This is a genomic window from Epilithonimonas zeae (genome assembly GCF_023278365.1).
GTDB classification, from domain to species: Bacteria; Bacteroidota; Bacteroidia; order Flavobacteriales; family Weeksellaceae; genus Epilithonimonas; species Epilithonimonas zeae_A.
The window spans coordinates 2,408,253-2,424,463 of the sequence record NZ_CP075338.1 but is presented as its reverse complement, the minus strand read 5'-3'; the positions used below and the strand labels follow the sequence as shown (position 1 = coordinate 2,424,463).

15 protein-coding genes and 1 riboswitch are annotated in these 16,211 nt (G+C 34.7%); of the genes, 13 read left to right on the top strand and 2 right to left on the bottom strand.

The genetic code is table 11. The features are described 5' to 3' along the window. The first annotated feature begins 133 nt into the window (after window positions 1-133). The 9 genes from KI430_RS10870 (at window position 134) to KI430_RS10830 (ending at window position 6,164) form a co-directional block, all read left to right on the top strand. On the top strand, window positions 134-481 hold the full coding sequence (locus KI430_RS10870; RefSeq protein WP_248874701.1) for a hypothetical protein: 348 nt from the start codon (window positions 134-136) through the stop codon (window positions 479-481). Next, window positions 478-1,488: a sensor histidine kinase gene (locus tag KI430_RS10865; protein WP_248874699.1), complete on the top strand. Its 1,011-nt coding sequence runs from the start codon at window positions 478-480 to the stop codon at window positions 1,486-1,488. Before KI430_RS10870 ends, KI430_RS10865 begins: the two co-directional genes overlap by 4 nt. Then, a complete protein-coding gene (locus KI430_RS10860) occupies window positions 1,481-2,167 on the top strand; it encodes a LytR/AlgR family response regulator transcription factor (RefSeq protein WP_248874696.1) in 687 nt (228 codons plus the stop codon). The genes KI430_RS10865 and KI430_RS10860 overlap by 8 nt, the downstream gene beginning before the upstream one ends. Window positions 2,168-2,255: 88 nt before the next feature. Then, complete coding sequence (locus tag KI430_RS10855; protein WP_120212439.1) at window positions 2,256-2,486, top strand: acyl carrier protein; 231 nt, start codon at window positions 2,256-2,258, stop codon at window positions 2,484-2,486. Continuing rightward, a complete protein-coding gene (locus KI430_RS10850; RefSeq protein ID WP_248874695.1) occupies window positions 2,474-3,688 on the top strand; it encodes an ANL family adenylate-forming protein in 1,215 nt (404 codons plus the stop codon). The genes KI430_RS10855 and KI430_RS10850 overlap by 13 nt, the downstream gene beginning before the upstream one ends. Next, window positions 3,685-4,407, top strand: coding sequence for an SDR family oxidoreductase (locus KI430_RS10845; protein WP_248874693.1), 723 nt, complete (start codon window positions 3,685-3,687; stop codon window positions 4,405-4,407). The genes KI430_RS10850 and KI430_RS10845 overlap by 4 nt, the downstream gene beginning before the upstream one ends. A 12-nt stretch (window positions 4,408-4,419) precedes the next feature. Next, window positions 4,420-4,995 (top strand): acyltransferase, encoded by a 576-nt coding sequence (locus tag KI430_RS10840; protein ID WP_248874691.1) that lies wholly within the window; start codon window positions 4,420-4,422, stop codon window positions 4,993-4,995. Between the two features lie 223 nt (window positions 4,996-5,218). After that, window positions 5,219-5,770 carry an RNA polymerase sigma factor gene (locus tag KI430_RS10835; protein ID WP_245799089.1) on the top strand — a complete coding sequence of 184 codons (552 nt, stop codon included), beginning with the start codon at window positions 5,219-5,221 and terminating at the stop codon, window positions 5,768-5,770. A gap of 10 nt (window positions 5,771-5,780) precedes the next feature. Further along, complete coding sequence (locus KI430_RS10830; RefSeq protein WP_248874688.1) at window positions 5,781-6,164, top strand: hypothetical protein; 384 nt, start codon at window positions 5,781-5,783, stop codon at window positions 6,162-6,164. 55 nt (window positions 6,165-6,219) lie between these two features. Here KI430_RS10830 and KI430_RS10825 read toward each other — a convergent pair whose 3' ends face one another. Both KI430_RS10825 and KI430_RS10820 read right to left on the bottom strand, forming a co-directional pair. Continuing rightward, on the bottom strand, window positions 6,220-8,490 hold the full coding sequence (locus tag KI430_RS10825; protein ID WP_248874686.1) for an aconitate hydratase: 2,271 nt from the start codon (window positions 8,488-8,490) through the stop codon (window positions 6,220-6,222). A gap of 302 nt (window positions 8,491-8,792) precedes the next feature. Next, entirely contained in the window at window positions 8,793-11,570 is a 2,778-nt protein-coding gene (locus tag KI430_RS10820; protein ID WP_410744655.1) for a bifunctional aconitate hydratase 2/2-methylisocitrate dehydratase, read from the bottom strand. A 462-nt stretch (window positions 11,571-12,032) separates the two neighbouring features. Between KI430_RS10820 and KI430_RS18120 the strand changes: the two genes are divergently transcribed. The 4 genes from KI430_RS18120 (at window position 12,033) to KI430_RS10805 (ending at window position 16,146) form a co-directional block, all read left to right on the top strand. Then, the gene (locus KI430_RS18120; RefSeq protein ID WP_410744676.1) at window positions 12,033-12,287 is read left to right on the top strand and encodes a DUF2752 domain-containing protein; all 255 of its coding nucleotides are present in this window, start codon (window positions 12,033-12,035) and stop codon (window positions 12,285-12,287) included. Window positions 12,288-12,301: 14 nt separating this feature from the next. Further along, complete coding sequence (locus KI430_RS10815) at window positions 12,302-12,970, top strand: WG repeat-containing protein (RefSeq protein WP_248874684.1); 669 nt, start codon at window positions 12,302-12,304, stop codon at window positions 12,968-12,970. Window positions 12,971-12,994: 24 nt separating this feature from the next. Then, window positions 12,995-13,085: riboswitch (TPP riboswitch) on the top strand. 126 nt (window positions 13,086-13,211) lie between these two features. Further along, window positions 13,212-15,314: a TonB-dependent receptor gene (locus KI430_RS10810; protein WP_248874682.1), complete on the top strand. Its 2,103-nt coding sequence runs from the start codon at window positions 13,212-13,214 to the stop codon at window positions 15,312-15,314. A 160-nt stretch (window positions 15,315-15,474) separates the two neighbouring features. Next, window positions 15,475-16,146 carry a T9SS type A sorting domain-containing protein gene (locus KI430_RS10805; protein ID WP_248874680.1) on the top strand — a complete coding sequence of 224 codons (672 nt, stop codon included), beginning with the start codon at window positions 15,475-15,477 and terminating at the stop codon, window positions 16,144-16,146. The last annotated feature ends 65 nt before the right edge of the window (window positions 16,147-16,211 follow it).

The following is a 16,211-nucleotide window of genomic DNA, read 5'->3' as shown; positions in this document are numbered from 1 at the left end:
TCCAAGCTTTTTTTATGAAATAGCATTTAGATTTGACCCGGCTTTAATCCGACCAAAATATTTTCATCGATAAAAAATCGGGATTCATAGAAATTGCCCGTCGAAATCTTTTTGTTGTTATTACTTTTGAGCTATGAAAAAATTAATACTCATTCTAATTTTAATATCTACGGTTTCCTGTATTGGTAATCATAGAGTAGATGTCTGGAAAACGCTGACGATAGCTTCCGGTGATAGCATCATTATTAATAAAGTAAAATCGCCTGCAACTTTATCCATTAAAAATATATCAGATAAAGAAGTAGAAATGGTTTCTGAACTGAAAATGCAGAAAAGTATATCGGCTAATTCTGAGTTTACTTACAGATTGCCTAAAAAAAGTAACTTGATTTTAAAAAATAAAAATGCGGAAATGGTTTCTATACATTTGCATTATTCGTCTAATAAACCGATTCTAATTAATCACAAAGAACTACGATGAAAAAACAACAGCTTTTATTTCTTCATATATTTTATTGGTGTATTTACATTCTCGGAACTTTTATATTTCCTTATTTAGTATTCGGAGCAGATGCCGATTATTTTAAAATAACCTTTGCTATTACAAGTTTTATATGTTTTTACATCAATTATTTCTTTGTAATTCCGAAGTTCTTCAATATTCAAAATCTCTCCAAAACACTGCTTGCTTTTCTTTTAAGTGTTTTTTGTTTTGTATTGATTCGCTATTGTGTGGAAGAGATTTTCTCGCCTTATTTTTTTGGGATCAGGAATTACAATGAGAAAACATCTTTGAGTTTTTATTTTTATGATAATATCTATTACAGCAGTACCACGATTTTTATAAGCACGGTTTTTTGTTTGTTTAAATTAATGTCTGATGCAGAAGTTGAAAAGAGACAATTGATAGAAGAAAAAAAGAATTCAGAGCTTCAGGCTTTGAAGACGCAAATCAATCCTCATTTTATCTTCAACACTTTGAATAATATTTACTCTTTAGTTTATCAGAAGTCAGATAAATCTTTACCTGCAATTGAAGAATTAAGCCAATTGCTGAGATACAGTACGAAAGATTTAGAAAGAGACTTTATTTCATTGGAAAAAGAAATAGGTTATCTTGAAAGTCTGATTGAGCTTGAAAAATTGAGGATTAAAAATCCGGAATTATTAATCATTGAGAAGAAAATCAATTTTCCGAATCTTAATATTTCGCCAATGCTTCTCGTTCCTTTTGTAGAGAATGCTTTCAAACACGGTGATTTTTCAGGAAAAGGATTTACTTTGAAAATTTCTGATGAGAATCAAAAACTTCATTTTCATCTTTATAATTTTAAAAAACAACGTTCCAAAGATTCACTTTCAGGAATTGGAATTGGGAATGTGAAAAAAAGACTGGAAATTCTTTATCCAAAAAAACACGAACTGAATATTATCGAAACTGAAACCGATTTTACCGTAGATTTAAGAATTGATTTGAGAAATGAATAAAATTAAATGTATTGTTGTTGATGACGAGCCGCTCGCAGTTTCTTTGTTAGGAAGTTATGTGGAGAAAATGCCCTTTCTGGATTTAGTTTTTTCTACAGAAAATCCGATTGAAGCTTTAGAGTATATTCAGAAAAACGAAGCTGATTTGATTTTTTTGGATATTCAAATGCCGGAACTCACGGGAATCAATTTTATGAAAATCGTCGGCAATAAGCTGAAATATATTCTTACAACAGCTTACGCAGAATATGCTATGGAAGGCTACGAACATAATGTTGTTGATTATCTTCTAAAACCAATTTCTTTTGGACGTTTTGAAAAAAGTGCTTTGAAAGCGCAAGAACGTTTTGCTGTCAGTCAAGATTCGCTGGATTCTTATTTCTTTGTGAAATCTTCGGGACAGCAATATAAAGTCAATTTCAGTGACATTCTTTTTATAGAAAGTATCAAAGATTATGTCAATATCAAAACTGAAAATCAGGAATACATCGTTCTTGAGACTTTGAAATCTCTGGAAAATCAACTGCCTGAGAATTTTGCAAGAGTTCATAAATCTTTTATCATCAACATTGATAAAATCGAGAAAATGGATGTAAAAAATGTCTCTATAAATTCCGAAATCGAAATCCCAATCGGAGAAACTTACAAATCCGAATTCTTTTTGAAAATTAAAAAATAATAGTTTATATCCATAATATTCTAAATTTCTTCTCTTCCAATTGTAAACAAAACAGAAATATTGTTAATTTTGCAAGAAACACATAACGATGCAAGAAAAATTATTGACAATTATCAACTCCATCAAAAAGAATAAATTCGAAGAACCCGTTCTGGAAATTACTCCGGAACAGACCCTTAGAGAAAATCTTAATTTCGATTCTTTTGATCTTGCTGAACTTACTGTAAAAATTGAAGAAGAATTCGGGGTTGACATCTTTGAAGATGGTTTGGTCAATACAATCAACGAAATCTATACAAAACTTCAATGTTTTTCTTAATAGATCAGAATTTTTCTTTGTCTTACGAGGAAATTCTGACAGAAGTCAACACTTCTGATTCATACACAGATTGCTACATTTACCCGGATTTGAAGTCTTTTTTTCTCAATTGGATTTTTGCATTGGTCAATGAGAAAAATATTGCGTTGATGGATTCTGATATTTCTGAAAAAGAGATCCAGTCAAACGATTTAAAGATTAATCAATTAATCAAAATCGAGAACCCGAAAAAATTCTCGTCAGTTGAAGAATTGATTAATTCGATTAAAAATTCTCAGTCAGAGATCACATTGTTTACTTCGGGAACGACTGGCTTTACAAGAAAATTCACGCATCCCTTAAAAAATCTGATCAGAAAGATTAACGTTTCTGATGAAAGAAAAGATGATGTTTGGGGGTTTGCATTTAATCCGACTCACGTTGCGGGTGTACAAGTTTTCTTTCAAGCAATATTGAATCAAAATCTTTTGGTTAATGTTTTTCTGGCACCAAAAGATTTTATAATTGATTCGATCAAAAAATACAGCATCACGAATCTTTCATCCACACCAACTTTTTATCGATTGCTTTTGCCATTGAAAGAATCTTTTGATTCAGTCAAGAAAATTACTGTTGGTGGCGAAAAATCTGATGCTTATTTGATTTCGGAAATAGAAAAAGCTTTTACTAATGCAAGAATCAACAATGTTTATGGTTCTACGGAAACAGGACCTTTGTTCTCTTCTCAGAATGATGAGTTTTTTGTTCCGGAAAAACACATTAGATTGATAAAAGTAGTTGATGATGAATTATATATTCATAAAGATTTATTTGGAAAAACAACACAACTAAATTTGATTGATGATTTCTATGCCACTGGCGATTTGATCGAGTGGATTGATGATGAGCAAAGGAGATTCCGATTCACATCCAGAAAAAATGAATTAATCAATGTCGGCGGTTACAAAGTGAATCCTTACGAAGTTGAAGATGAATTAACCCAACATTCCAATATCCGAAATGTAAGAGTTTATGGAAAAGCCAATGCTGTTTTAGGAAATATCATTTGTTGCGAAATCGAACTGCACCCAAATACCGAATTGAAGGAAGAAGAGGTGAGATTTTTCTTGAACGGAAAGATTCAAAATTTCAAAATTCCCAGGAAAATAACTTTTGTTGATAAAATAGAATTAACCAGAACCGGAAAAAAGAAAATAGTATGAACGCATTGATAACGGGAGTTTCCAGAGGTGTCGGTTTAGAAATCAGCAGATTGTTTCTGGAAAACGGACATACGGTTTATGGCATCAGCAGAACCGAATCTGAAGAATTAAAAGATCTTGAAAAACACTATCCGGAGAACTTTTTCTTCAAGACATTCGATTTATCCAATCCGGAGAACATCCAACAAGAAGTTTTCAAAGATTTTGTCAAAAATCAAATTCCAATTCACGTATTAATTAACAATGCAGCGATGGCTTATGATGATATTGTTACGAATCTTAATTACGAAGATTTGAAAACAATGTTCGATGTCAACTTGTATTCGCCAATGTTTTTGACAAAATATGCCATCAGAAATATGATTTATAACCGGGTTTCCGGGAGCATCATTCATATTTCTTCGATCAGTGCGCATACAGGTTACAAAGGTTTGTCAATGTATGCGGCTTCCAAGGGTGCTTTGCAGTCTTTTTCCAAAAATATTTCCAGAGAATGGGGCGAACGAGGGATCCGTTCCAACATCGTTGTTCCTGGTTATATGGAAACCGCAATGAATGCCAAACTGACTCAGGATCACAAAAATAGAATCTTCAAAAGAACCGCATTGAAAAAAGAAACCGATATGCAGTCTGTGGCAGAAACCGTTTTGTTTCTAGCAAGTGAAAAAGCAAAATCGATTACTGGACAAGAAATTTTTGTAGATTCCGGAACATTATAAAAACACAAAACGATGATCAATTTAATATATAAAGCATTGAATATCATTCCAAAAACGATTGCGAAAATCGAGAAGCTATATTCCTACAGTATTCTAAACTCGCATTCCGGAGTCACGCTTCATTCAGATCTTAAAATAGGAAAGGCGACTACTTTTGAGCTGGATGATAATGCCAAATTCAAGATTGGAACAAATGTTATTTGGAGAGATCATAATGCCATTAGAATAAGAAACGGAGGAACATTGATTTTCGGAAATAATGTAGATCTCAGTCATTATATTTCCATCAATTGTCTAGATAAAATAGAATTGGGCGATGATACATGTATTGCTGAAGGCTGCAAATTCTATGATCACGACCACGCTTTCGATACAAAACCAGAATACGTTTGGCACAAAAACAAATTCAATACAGCACCAATCATCATTGGTAAAAATGTGAAAATCTATAGTAATGTTACTGTTCTCAAAGGCGTAACAATTGGCGATAACTGTATTATTGGTGCAAATTGCGTTATTTCCAGAAACGTTCCAGCCAATTCCATCATCTTCGGAAAACACGAATTGATGAGGTTGCCTTTGATGTAATTTATTTGGGCAGCTATTTCCATCTTTCGCTCCCAAACCTAACGGAGTGGTTCGACGAAGTCAATCTTTTTATTTTTTTTCAAAAAAATAAAAAGGATTTCCGCTCAAGCCGGGCTGCATGTAATTCAATATTTTAATGATACTTTAGAAAAAAATAAAAATTTTTAAAGTAAAAAAAAATCAGCGTCGTCATATTCATATGGAGTCGCTATCTTTACAGCAAATGGCCGAAAAAAAATCTGCATCGATTACGGAAGTCGTAAAAAATTACGGTTCCCAGCTCTTGCGCTTTATTAACTCTAAAGTGGCAAAGACAGAAGATGCGGAAGATATTCTGCAGGAAGTTTGGTTTCAGACCAGCCGATTGACTAACTTGAACGAGTTGGAAAATGTTGGTGCCTGGTTGTATTCGGTTACCAGAAACAAAATCATCGACAGCTACAGAAAAAAGAAAAGCGAATCTCTTGAAGATTTTGTCTATCAGGATGAGGATGGCGAACTGAATGTAAAAGATATTCTTTTGGCTGATGATAGTAATAGTCCGGAACTAGGTGTTTTCAAAGAGATGTTCTGGAATGAGTTGATGAAAGCTTTGGACGAACTACCGGAAAAACAAAAACGGGTTTATATCCAAAATGAATTGGAAGATAAAACGCTACAAGAAATTGCTGACGAAGAAGGCGAAAACATAAAAACAATCATTAGTAGAAAATCATACGCAGTAAAACATCTGCGCAAAAGATTGCAAAGTCTTTATGATGATTTGAACGATTAATATTAAAGAGATGAACAGAAATAAAAAGAAATTTTGGTTAGCTATTCCTTGCATTATTGCAGCGATAGGTTTGTTTGTTTGGTTTTTCCAATGGCTTTGGAACATCCTTTTGCCTGACATTTTAGGCGTGAAAGCGATTAATTATTGGCAATCTCTGGGAATTTTGGTCTTATCAAAGATTTTATTCGGAGGATTTAACGGAAAGAAAAAATTCGGGAGTCGACATCACTTTGACGGGCAAGATGCTATGAAAGAAAGCTGGAAGCAGAAATTCGAAACCCAATTCTGTGGCAGCGAAGAAGAGCGTGAAAAGTTTAAAGAGATGTGGAAACAGAGATTCGAATCCAAATTCTGCAGACCAGAAGAACCTCGAACAGAAGAAAGTAAAGTATAAAATAAAAAGTCTCGCAAATTGTGAGACTTTTTTATATCTGTAAAGTAAAGTTTTTTTAACTTTCTTTTTCCATTGCTTTAATAAGATTAAGGGCAGAACCAGCTTTGAACCATGCAATTTGTCCGGCATTATAAGTATGGTTCGTTTTAACAATGTCCTTAGTTCCATCAGCGTGAACAAACTCCAAAGTCAGTTGTTTACCTGGCGCAAATTGATCTAAATCTAAGAAATTAATTGTATCATCTTCCTGGATTTTATCATAATCTTCTTTGTCTGCAAAGGTTAATCCAAGCATTCCTTGTTTCTTAAGATTGGTTTCGTGGATTCTGGCAAAAGATTTTACCAGAACAGCTCTCACACCAAGATGTCTTGGTTCCATTGCCGCGTGTTCTCTGGAAGAACCTTCACCATAATTCTCGTCACCGACAACAATCGTTGGAATTTCTGCAGCTTTATATTGTCTTGCAGAATCAGGAACTGGTTTGTACTGGCCATCCAATTCGTTCTTAACATTGTTGGTTTCCATATTGAAGGCGTTCACAGCACCAATTAACATATTATTGGAAATGTTGTCAAGATGACCTCTGTATTTCAACCAGGGCCCGGCCATAGAGATGTGATCGGTGGTACATTTTCCATAAGCTTTGATGAGTAATCTTGCGCCTGTGATATTTTGTCCATCCCAAGCTGGGAATTCTTCTAATAACTGAAGTCTGTCTGAAGTTGGAGATACGATTACCTCTACATTAGAACCATCTTCTGCAGGAGCAATGTAACCAGGATCTTCTACATCAAATCCTAATCTTGGAAGATCATCTCCGCTTGGCTGATCTAGCATCACTTCGACACCGTCTTTATTTTTTAATTTATCTGTCAAAGGATTGAATCTCAAATCTCCTGCAATTGCCATCGCAGTTACCAATTCCGGTGAACCTACGAAAGCATAAGTGTTCGGATTGCCGTCCGCTCTTTTTGAGAAGTTTCTGTTGAAAGAGTGAACAATTGTGTTTTTTTCCTGTTTCTCAGCCCCTTCACGAGCCCATTGTCCGATACAAGGTCCGCAAGCATTAGCAAAAACTTTACCGCCGATTTCGTCAAAAGTTTTCAGGAAACCGTCTCTTTCTACCGTAAATCTAACTTGCTCTGAACCTGGAGTGATTGTATATTCAGCTTTTACTTCAAGATTTTTTTCTTTAGCTTGTTTTGCCACAGAAGCTGCTCTTGCGATATCTTCATAGGATGAGTTAGTACAAGAACCAATCAATCCCACTTCGATTTTTGTTGGCCAACCATTTTTTTCAGCAATTTCTTTCATTTGCGAGATTGGTGTTGCCAAATCCGGAGTGAAAGGTCCGTTGAGATAAGGCTCTAAAGTGTCAAGATTGATCTCAATCACTTCATCATAATATTTTTCCGGATTGGCGTGAACTTCTGGATCTGCTTTCAGCACATGAGCAATTGCATCAGCCGCATCAGCCAAATCTTCTCTATCAGTTGAACGGAGATATTTGCTCATATTTTGGTCGTATTCAAAAATGGAAGTTGTCGCTCCGATTTCCGCACCCATATTACAAATTGTACCTTTTCCTGTACAAGAAAGAGAATTTGCACCTTCTCCAAAATACTCCACAATAGCACCCGTTCCGCCTTTCACGGTTAGAATTCCGGCCACTTTTAAAATAATATCTTTTGGAGCAGTCCAACCATTTAATTTTCCTGTTAATTTAACACCAATCATTTTAGGGAATTTAAGTTCCCAAGCCATTCCAGCCATTACGTCAACTGCATCAGCACCACCAACTCCGATAGCGACCATTCCAAGTCCGCCGGCATTTACAGTGTGAGAGTCGGTTCCAATCATCATTCCGCCAGGAAAAGCGTAATTTTCTAAAACTACTTGGTGGATGATACCAGCACCAGCTTTCCAGAACCCAATTCCGTATTTATTAGAAACTGACTGTAGGAATTGATAAACCTCATTATTTTTGTTTTCAGCTTCGATCAAATCTTTGGCTGCACCCACTCTTGCCTGGATCAAGTGATCGGCGTGAACCGTTGATGGAACAGCGACTTTTTTCTTTCCAGCCTGCATAAATTGTAAAAGAGCCATCTGCGCCGTCGCATCCTGCATTGCCACTCTATCCGGAGCAAAATCTACATAAGATTCTCCTCTTTTAAATGCTTCTTTTACCTGTGATGGAAAAAGGTGAGCGCAAAGAATTTTTTCTGAATAAGTAAGAGGTCTTCCCATAAAAGCTCTTGCTTCGTTTACTCTGGTTTCGAAATCAGAATAAACTTTTTTGATCATATCCAAGTCAAAAGTCATATCTCGATTTTATTTTTATTGTTAAATTAATTCCCAAAATTCAAGGCTTGAAGTTGAGAATTTTACTGTAATGATTTATCAAATACTATTCCTATAGCTTTTAAAAGAGGATTAATAAGTTGAATAATCACAATGTTTTATGTCTATCAAGTTAAGCAAAAAATGAAAATCTTATCATTGACATAGGTTAAAATAATTTTAAAAAGTCTTAAATGGAAAGATTCTAAACAAAAAATGGAAGACTTCAAAAGAAATCTTCCATTTAATATCTAAAAAGTCTTTCGACTTTAATTCAAAATCGATTAATGACCAACAGTTACCAATTCTTTAATCGATGGAACGAAAGTCGTTAAATCAATTCCTTCCACAGCTTCTTTGTATTCTTCGATACTTGGGATTCTTCCTTTGATCGCTGATAAAACAACTACCGGAGTCGAAGCCAGTAGAGATTCTCCTTTTTTACGTTCAGAATCTTCAACAACTCTTCCCTGGAATAGACGGGTAGAAGTTGCCAAAACAGTATCTCCTTTTTCAGCTTTTTCCTGATTTCCCATACAAAGGTTACAACCAGGACGCTCAAGGTACATCATATTTTCATACTGTGTACGGGCTTCGCCTTTCGGAGCAGCATCGTTGAATTCAAAACCTGAATATTTCTCTAATAATTCCCAATCGCCTTCAGCCTTTAATTCGTCAATGATATTATAAGTTGGAGCCGCAACTACTAATGGAGCCTGGAATTCTACTTTACCATTTTGTTTTTCAAGATTTCTCAACATCTGAGAAACAATCTTCAAGTCACCTTTGTGAACCATACAAGAACCTACGAAACCAAGGTCAACTTTTTTCTCACCTCCGTAGAAAGTAAGGTCTCTGATGGTATCGTGCGTATATCTTTTAGAAACATCTTCGTTGTTTACATCCGGGTCAGCAATCATTGGCTCAACGATTACGTCAAGGTCTACAACAACTTCAGCATAATATTTTGCATTAGCATCCGGAGTCAAGGCAGGTTTGTCACCAGTTCTGATTTCCTCGATTCTCTTGTTTGCTTTGTTAATTAAACCTTGAAGAACGTGGTTTTTGTTATCCATTCCTTTGTCAATCATAATCTGGATTCTGCTTTTCGCAATTTCCAATGATTGGATCAAAGTATCGTCTTCAGAAATACAGATAGAAGCTTTAGCTTTCATTTCTGCAGTCCAGTCTGTGAATGTAAATGCCTGGTCAGCCGGAAGAGTTCCGATGTGAACCTCAATAATTCTTCCTTGGAAAACGTTTTCTCCGTCGAATTGCTTCAACATCTGAGCCTGAGTTGCGTGAACCACATCACGGAAATCCATATGCTCCTTCATTTCGCCTTTGAAAGTCACTTTTACAGATTCAGGAATCGGCATTGATGCTTCACCTGTTGCCAAAGCCAAAGCTACTGTTCCTGAATCAGCTCCGAAAGCAACCCCTTTAGACATTCTTGTGTGAGAGTCACCTCCGATGATGATGGCCCATTCGTCAACCGTAATATCGTTAAGAACTTTGTGAATAACGTCTGTCATTGCGTGATATTCACCTTTCGGGTCACGAGCTGTGATTACCCCGAAATCGTTCATAAATTTCATTAATTTAGGAATATTAGCCTGAGCTTTTTTATCCCAAACCGAAGCCGTATGACATCCTGACTGATAAGCTCCGTCTACGATGGGAGAAATTACCGTTGCAGCCATCGATTCCAATTCCTGAGCAGTCATTAAACCAGTCGTATCCTGAGATCCAACGATATTAACTTCAACTCTAACATCAGAACCAGCGTGTAATAATTTACCTTCAGTAACACCCACTGCATTTCTGTTGAAGATTTTTTCAACCGCAGTCAAACCTTGTCCTTCAATAGAAATTTCTTTAGAAGGCGCGAAAACCGTTGGAGGAGTAATTCCTAAAGTTTTAGCAGCAAACGTCTGGATTTTTTTACCAAAAACGATGGCATAAGAACCACCCGCTCTGATAAATTCTAATTTTTGTGGAGTAAATGATTTTGAAATATCTTTCAATTCAGTTTCTCCGTTGTATAATTTTTTCTCTTTCGTATTGATGGTAAGAACAGTTCCTGTAGCAACAGAATATTTTTCTTCCAAAACAATATCTCCATTTTCATTACGAACAGGATGTCCGTTCTCGTCGGTTTTTTTCACCCAGTTTTGAAGGTCGATTCCGATACCTCCGGTTACGTCAACTGTTGTTAAGAAGATCGGAGAAATACCGTTTGTCCCAGCTACGATTGGAGCAATGTTTACGAAAGGTACATAAGGACTTGCCTGTTTACCTGTCCAAAGTGCAACGTTGTTTACCCCCGACATACGGGAAGAACCAACTCCCATTGTTCCTTTTTCTGCGATCAGCATTACGCTTGCATCAGGGTGTTGAGCCTGTAAAGCCTTTATTTCTTCCTGTTGAGCAGGAGACATCATACATTTTCCGTGCAATTCACGGTCTGAACGAGAGTGTGCCTGATTTCCCGGAGATAATAAATCTGTTGAAATATCACCTTCTGCAGCGATGTAAGTCACCACTTTAATTTCTTCTGGAACTTCAGGAAGCTTAGTGAAAAATTCTGCTTTGGCATAACTTTCCAAAATATCTTTAGCGATTTTGCTTCCTAATTCGTAAGCTTCTTTTAAACGTGCTGTATCAGCGTCATACAAGTAAACCTGAGTTTTAAGAACTTCAGCAGCCTGTTTTGCTGTAGCTTCATCATTTCCTAAAGCCAAATCAAGCAAAACTCCGATTGACGGGCCTCCTTTCATATGAGACAATAACTCGAATGCGTAAGATGGCGTGATTTCTTCTACGGCAGATTCGCCTAAGATAATTTCTTTTAAAAACTTAGCTTTTACACCAGCAGCACTTGTGGTACCCGGTAAAGTGTTATAAATAAAAAACTTAAGAGAGTCTGCTCTGTATTCATTATTTGTGTCTTTGATTTGTGAGATGATCTCGCTCAATAAATCAGCGCTATCAATCGGCTTTGGATGAAGCCCTTGGCTTTTTCTTTCTTCAATCTCTTGGATGTAATCCTGATAATTCATAATAATAGAAGTCTTTTCATTCTTTAATTTAGAAGATTTGTTACTATTGAAAGACTCATATAGAAACAAAATCTATGTGTAGTGAGATAGTTTTCAGATTTTTATTTAAATAAATTCCTGATTCTATCGATGAAATTTAATTTCTTATTAAATTCGCCCAAATTTACGAAATTCTGTGCTTTTTTAAGAATAGAATAATTTAGATTAAAAATAAATTAGATGTCTTTTGTCTATTATTTATATTTTTATCATAATAATTTTTATTTTGGGATCAGAAATAGGTGAAATTGCATTGTTTTGAAAATCAGTCAATTAATTAAATGTAAAAAAAAAGAGATAGGCGTTTTTGTCTTTTTCCTGATTTTGATTTCCATTTATTTTTTCTTCGATCCGTCAACAAATCCGTATTTTTTAAAATGTCCGCTAAAAGAATTAACGGGATATGAGTGTGCAGGTTGTGGGGTGCAAAGGGCTTTTCACGAATTACTCCATTTCAGATTTTCAAAAGCCTTTCGATATAATCCTTTATTTGTGATAGCAATTCCTTTCGTGATATTATTATTTGTGTTAAGATTTTCTAAAACTTATACTAAAACAAGCTGGACTTATCGTTTTTTGAAAAGTAAATTGTTTTTTTTAGTCGTTTTAATAATAGTTTTATTATTTTCGCTATTCAGAAATACCGATTATTATAAAGGTATTTTCGAAAGTTTCTAACACACAAACCAACGATGAAAAAATTATTAAGCTTATGTCTCACAGGCTTCTTTCTTGCGACATATTCTCAAATGAAGGATACAGCAATTCCTGCGCTTATTCCTCAGACAATCAATCAGAAAACAGGTTACGTCAACCAATCTGGTAAAGTAGTAATACCAGCCGAATATCACATCGCAATGTTCTTTTCCGAAGATTGTAACTTGCTAAATTCTCCCAATAAAAAAGTTAGAATTTATGGTTCTGCGGATTATGCAACGGTTGAGAAAAATCAAATTTCCTACAGAATAGATAGAAAAGGAACGCGAGTTTACCATTATAAAAATGAAGATTTGGGAAAATGCGCTTTGCCGTACGAGTCTCCAAAATATAAAGCTTTTGTAATGAATGGTTTTTATGGTTTGGTTAGCAAAGAAAATGTTGATTATAAAAACTATAAAGATTTTGAAATCTATCCACAGTATCAGATGTTGTATGTTTTAGATAGTGATAAAGAAAACCCAATGATTGTAGCTGTCTTGGATAATAAATTTGGTGTGATTAATAAAAACAATCAAGTGGTTATCCCATTTGTTTATGATGATATCAAAACTAATCTAAGCTGGAAAACGGCTAATCTGTTTGAAGTTTCCAAAGATGGAAATCAATATTTTTACATCAATAAAAATAATCACGCGTATTAATTAAAATTTTTCTAATTTCGCAGTCAGAAATTTAAGGGGTGCTGTAACAAGCTGAGATTATACCCAATGAACCTAGAACAGATAATGCTGTTTAGGGAAACATTCATTATAAATGATGAATGATAAAAGATGAGCGATTAATAATAACGTTATAAAAAATCATTTATCAATCATCAAAAATCATTTATAACCATAATCGCCCCTTTTATTCTCATAAATTTTAACAATTAAATTTAAAAGAATGAAAGGATTTATTTTTTTAGGAGTGTTCATTGCTCCATTTTATTTTTCTCAAACTACAGATTCTACGCAAGTTACGAGTATTCAGGCTGTAGAATTTACCAAAAGAACTCCAACTGCGAAAGCAATTATTAATGTCCAAAAAGATTTGGCAGATAAAAATTTGGGCCAGGATTTGCCGATTCTTTTGAAAAATCAAATGTCCGTCATTTCAACTTCCGATGCAGGAAATGGTGTTGGTTATACGGGTTTTAGAATCAGAGGAACAGCGGGAACTAGCATCAATGTGATGATGAATGGTGTGCCTTATAACGATTCAGAATCTCAAGGGACTTTCTTTGTTAACGTTCCGGATTTGACAAGCTCTGCATCGCAAATTGTGATTCAGAGAGGTGTTGGGACTTCAACTAGTGGAGTAGCTGCTTTTGGAGCAAGTGTTAATGTGATTTCCAAAGATCCGGAAGATGCTTTTTCTGTAAAAACGGATGACTCTTATGGCTCATTCAATACTTACAAATATTCTGCAGAAATCAATTCGGGGAAATTCTGGAAGAACCGTTTGTCTGTGATGGGACGATATACGCATATCCATTCTGATGGGTATATTGACAGAGCTTCTTCCAATCTTCATTCTTATAATTTTTCTGCTTTGTTTCAGGAGAAAAATACGGAGTTAAGGTTTTTAGCTTTTGGAGGAAAAGAAAAAACTTATCAAGCTTGGAATGGTGTTGATAGAGCAACTTGGGAGACTGATCCAAAGTTCAATTATTCCGGAGCAATCTATGATGCAAATTGGGAAAATATCGTAGATTTTTATGATAATGAGACTGATAATTACAGACAAAATCATTATCAGTTATTATGGAATCAAAGATTTTCAGACAATTGGAAATTAGAAACTACAGCGCATTATACCAAAGGAAAAGGTTATTATGAAAATTACAAACAAGGCGATCCTTTTGCACGATATAATTTGCCGAATCAATTGGTGAATGGAACTGAAGAAGAATACGGCGATTTCATCAGAAAAAAATGGTTGGATAACGATTTTTATGGAGTGATTTCTACTTTGTATGGAAAATTGGGGAATCTTGATTTGAATATTGGAGCGGTTGCCAATCAATATTATGGAAAACACTTTGGAAATGTAACAGGCGTTTTTATTCCGGAAATTATCGAGTTTGAGTATTATAGAAACCGATCTTTGAAAAATGAAATTTCAGGATTTGCAAAAGCAATTTATAAGTTAAATCAATTCGAATTCTTTGGAGATTTGCAATTAAGAAACATTGATTATGACACAAAAGTAATTACTCAAGGTGATAAGGAAGGTTTGGATTTGGATAGGAAATGGACATTCTTTAATCCGAAAGTGGGGATTAATTATAATATCGAAAATGGGAAAGTATTCCTTTCTTACGCCAATGCACATCGTGAACCAAACCGAGATGATCTTTTTGCAAATCCGAGTACAAAAGAAGAAACTTTACACGATTTTGAGGCAGGTTGGGAACAGCAATTTGGAAAGGTTGTGTTGACGGCTAATGCCTATTATATGGATTATCAAAATCAGTTGGTTTTATCTGGTAGAATCAACAATATAGGCGAGTTTATTCGTGAAAATGTGGACAAAAGTTATAGATTAGGAATTGAATTATCCGCTCAAAGCAGACTTTCAGAAAAAGTTCAGTTAGGAGCCAATCTATCTTTGAGTCAGAATAAGATTAAGGAAATCAATTCGGTTCAAAATGACACAGATGTTGTTTTGAAAGATTCTGATATTTCTTTTTCGCCTAATATCATTGCGAATGGAAATGTGGTTTATTCGCCATTTAAAAATTTCAATTTGGGTGTTACAGCACAATATGTGGGTAAACAATATTTGGATAATCTTGAAACTGCTGATAATCAATTGAAAGATTACTTAGTCCCGGATTTTAATATGTCTTACAAATTGCCATTGCAGAAACAAGAAGTGACTTTTAGATTCTTATTAAATAATTTTACTAATACCAAGTATGTCAACAACGGTTTTAGTGGACCATATTACTTCTCGCAAGCCGGAATTAACTTCCTTTTTGGGGTTTCTTTGAAGTTTAAATAAAATTTTTAAGTCTGATTATTAATTAGTTATGTTATTTTTAAGGTCTTATTGTAAATTTTTCACTGTTAACTTAAAATTAATATTAGATTTACAGATACTTCAAAACATTTTTGTGAGGAATGTTTTGAATGATTTATATAGACCTTAAAAATTAACATTTATGAGAAAATTTTATTCTTTAGCACTTGCTATGCTTGCAGGTGTGGCTTTATCAGCTCAATTAACAACCCAAGTTGTAAGCGCTGGCGTTTTTAAACTAACTTATGGCGCAGCTAATGATTATTCATTTTATGATCCGGGGTTTGAAGTTCCAACATTTTATGTCCATACTTGGATTACCCAAGCTGATAATTCTGCAAATATCTCTTACGATGATTCTTGGAACAATTCTAATGTTACAATGAATTGGAGCGCAGCTGATAATGCTTATGTTGGTATTATTGATTTGAATACAAAAACATTTACCAATACCAATAATATTGTCTCTGGCGGCACAACAGTTCAGAAAGTGGGAATTGTTTTCAAAGATAAGCAGAACGGTGCAACTAAACAATCGGGTGATTCTTCAGTTGTTGGACCAACAACGCTCTCTACAATGGCAGTTTCGGATGTTAATGGAAAAACGAAATCGCAGGTTGCAGCCGGGAAATTATTTACTTCTGTAAAAGGAAATCTGGATATTACAATCTATGATTTTGGAGGAAAAGTAGTCAAGACCTTAAAAGTAAATGCAAATGGAAATCCAATTGACTTGAGCCTTTCTCAAAAAGGAATGTTTTTGGCAACGATTTCTGGAAACAACATCTCAGAAGTTGTGAAATTTGCATACTAACTTTAATTAATTCATATCAAATCAAAAAGGTTGCTGTAAAAGCAACCTTTTATATTTTCTTTAAC

What these genes read in the sequence shown, in the direction of transcription:
- KI430_RS10870 (WP_248874701.1), top strand. Translation starts at nt 134, where the DNA reads ATGAAAAAATTAATACTCATTCTAATTTTAATATCTACGGTTTCCTGT.
- KI430_RS10865 (WP_248874699.1), top strand. Translation starts at nt 478, where the DNA reads ATGAAAAAACAACAGCTTTTATTTCTTCATATATTTTATTGGTGTATT.
- KI430_RS10860 (WP_248874696.1), top strand. Translation starts at nt 1,481, where the DNA reads ATGAATAAAATTAAATGTATTGTTGTTGATGACGAGCCGCTCGCAGTT.
- KI430_RS10855 (WP_120212439.1), top strand. Translation starts at nt 2,256, where the DNA reads ATGCAAGAAAAATTATTGACAATTATCAACTCCATCAAAAAGAATAAA.
- KI430_RS10850 (WP_248874695.1), top strand. Translation starts at nt 2,474, where the DNA reads ATGTTTTTCTTAATAGATCAGAATTTTTCTTTGTCTTACGAGGAAATT.
- KI430_RS10845 (WP_248874693.1), top strand. Translation starts at nt 3,685, where the DNA reads ATGAACGCATTGATAACGGGAGTTTCCAGAGGTGTCGGTTTAGAAATC.
- KI430_RS10840 (WP_248874691.1), top strand. Translation starts at nt 4,420, where the DNA reads ATGATCAATTTAATATATAAAGCATTGAATATCATTCCAAAAACGATT.
- KI430_RS10835 (WP_245799089.1), top strand. Translation starts at nt 5,219, where the DNA reads ATGGCCGAAAAAAAATCTGCATCGATTACGGAAGTCGTAAAAAATTAC.
- KI430_RS10830 (WP_248874688.1), top strand. Translation starts at nt 5,781, where the DNA reads ATGAACAGAAATAAAAAGAAATTTTGGTTAGCTATTCCTTGCATTATT.
- KI430_RS10825 (WP_248874686.1), bottom strand. Translation starts at nt 8,490, where the DNA reads ATGACTTTTGACTTGGATATGATCAAAAAAGTTTATTCTGATTTCGAA.
- KI430_RS10820 (WP_410744655.1), bottom strand. Translation starts at nt 11,570, where the DNA reads ATGAATTATCAGGATTACATCCAAGAGATTGAAGAAAGAAAAAGCCAA.
- KI430_RS10815 (WP_248874684.1), top strand. Translation starts at nt 12,302, where the DNA reads ATGAAAAAATTATTAAGCTTATGTCTCACAGGCTTCTTTCTTGCGACA.
- KI430_RS10810 (WP_248874682.1), top strand. Translation starts at nt 13,212, where the DNA reads ATGAAAGGATTTATTTTTTTAGGAGTGTTCATTGCTCCATTTTATTTT.
- KI430_RS10805 (WP_248874680.1), top strand. Translation starts at nt 15,475, where the DNA reads ATGAGAAAATTTTATTCTTTAGCACTTGCTATGCTTGCAGGTGTGGCT.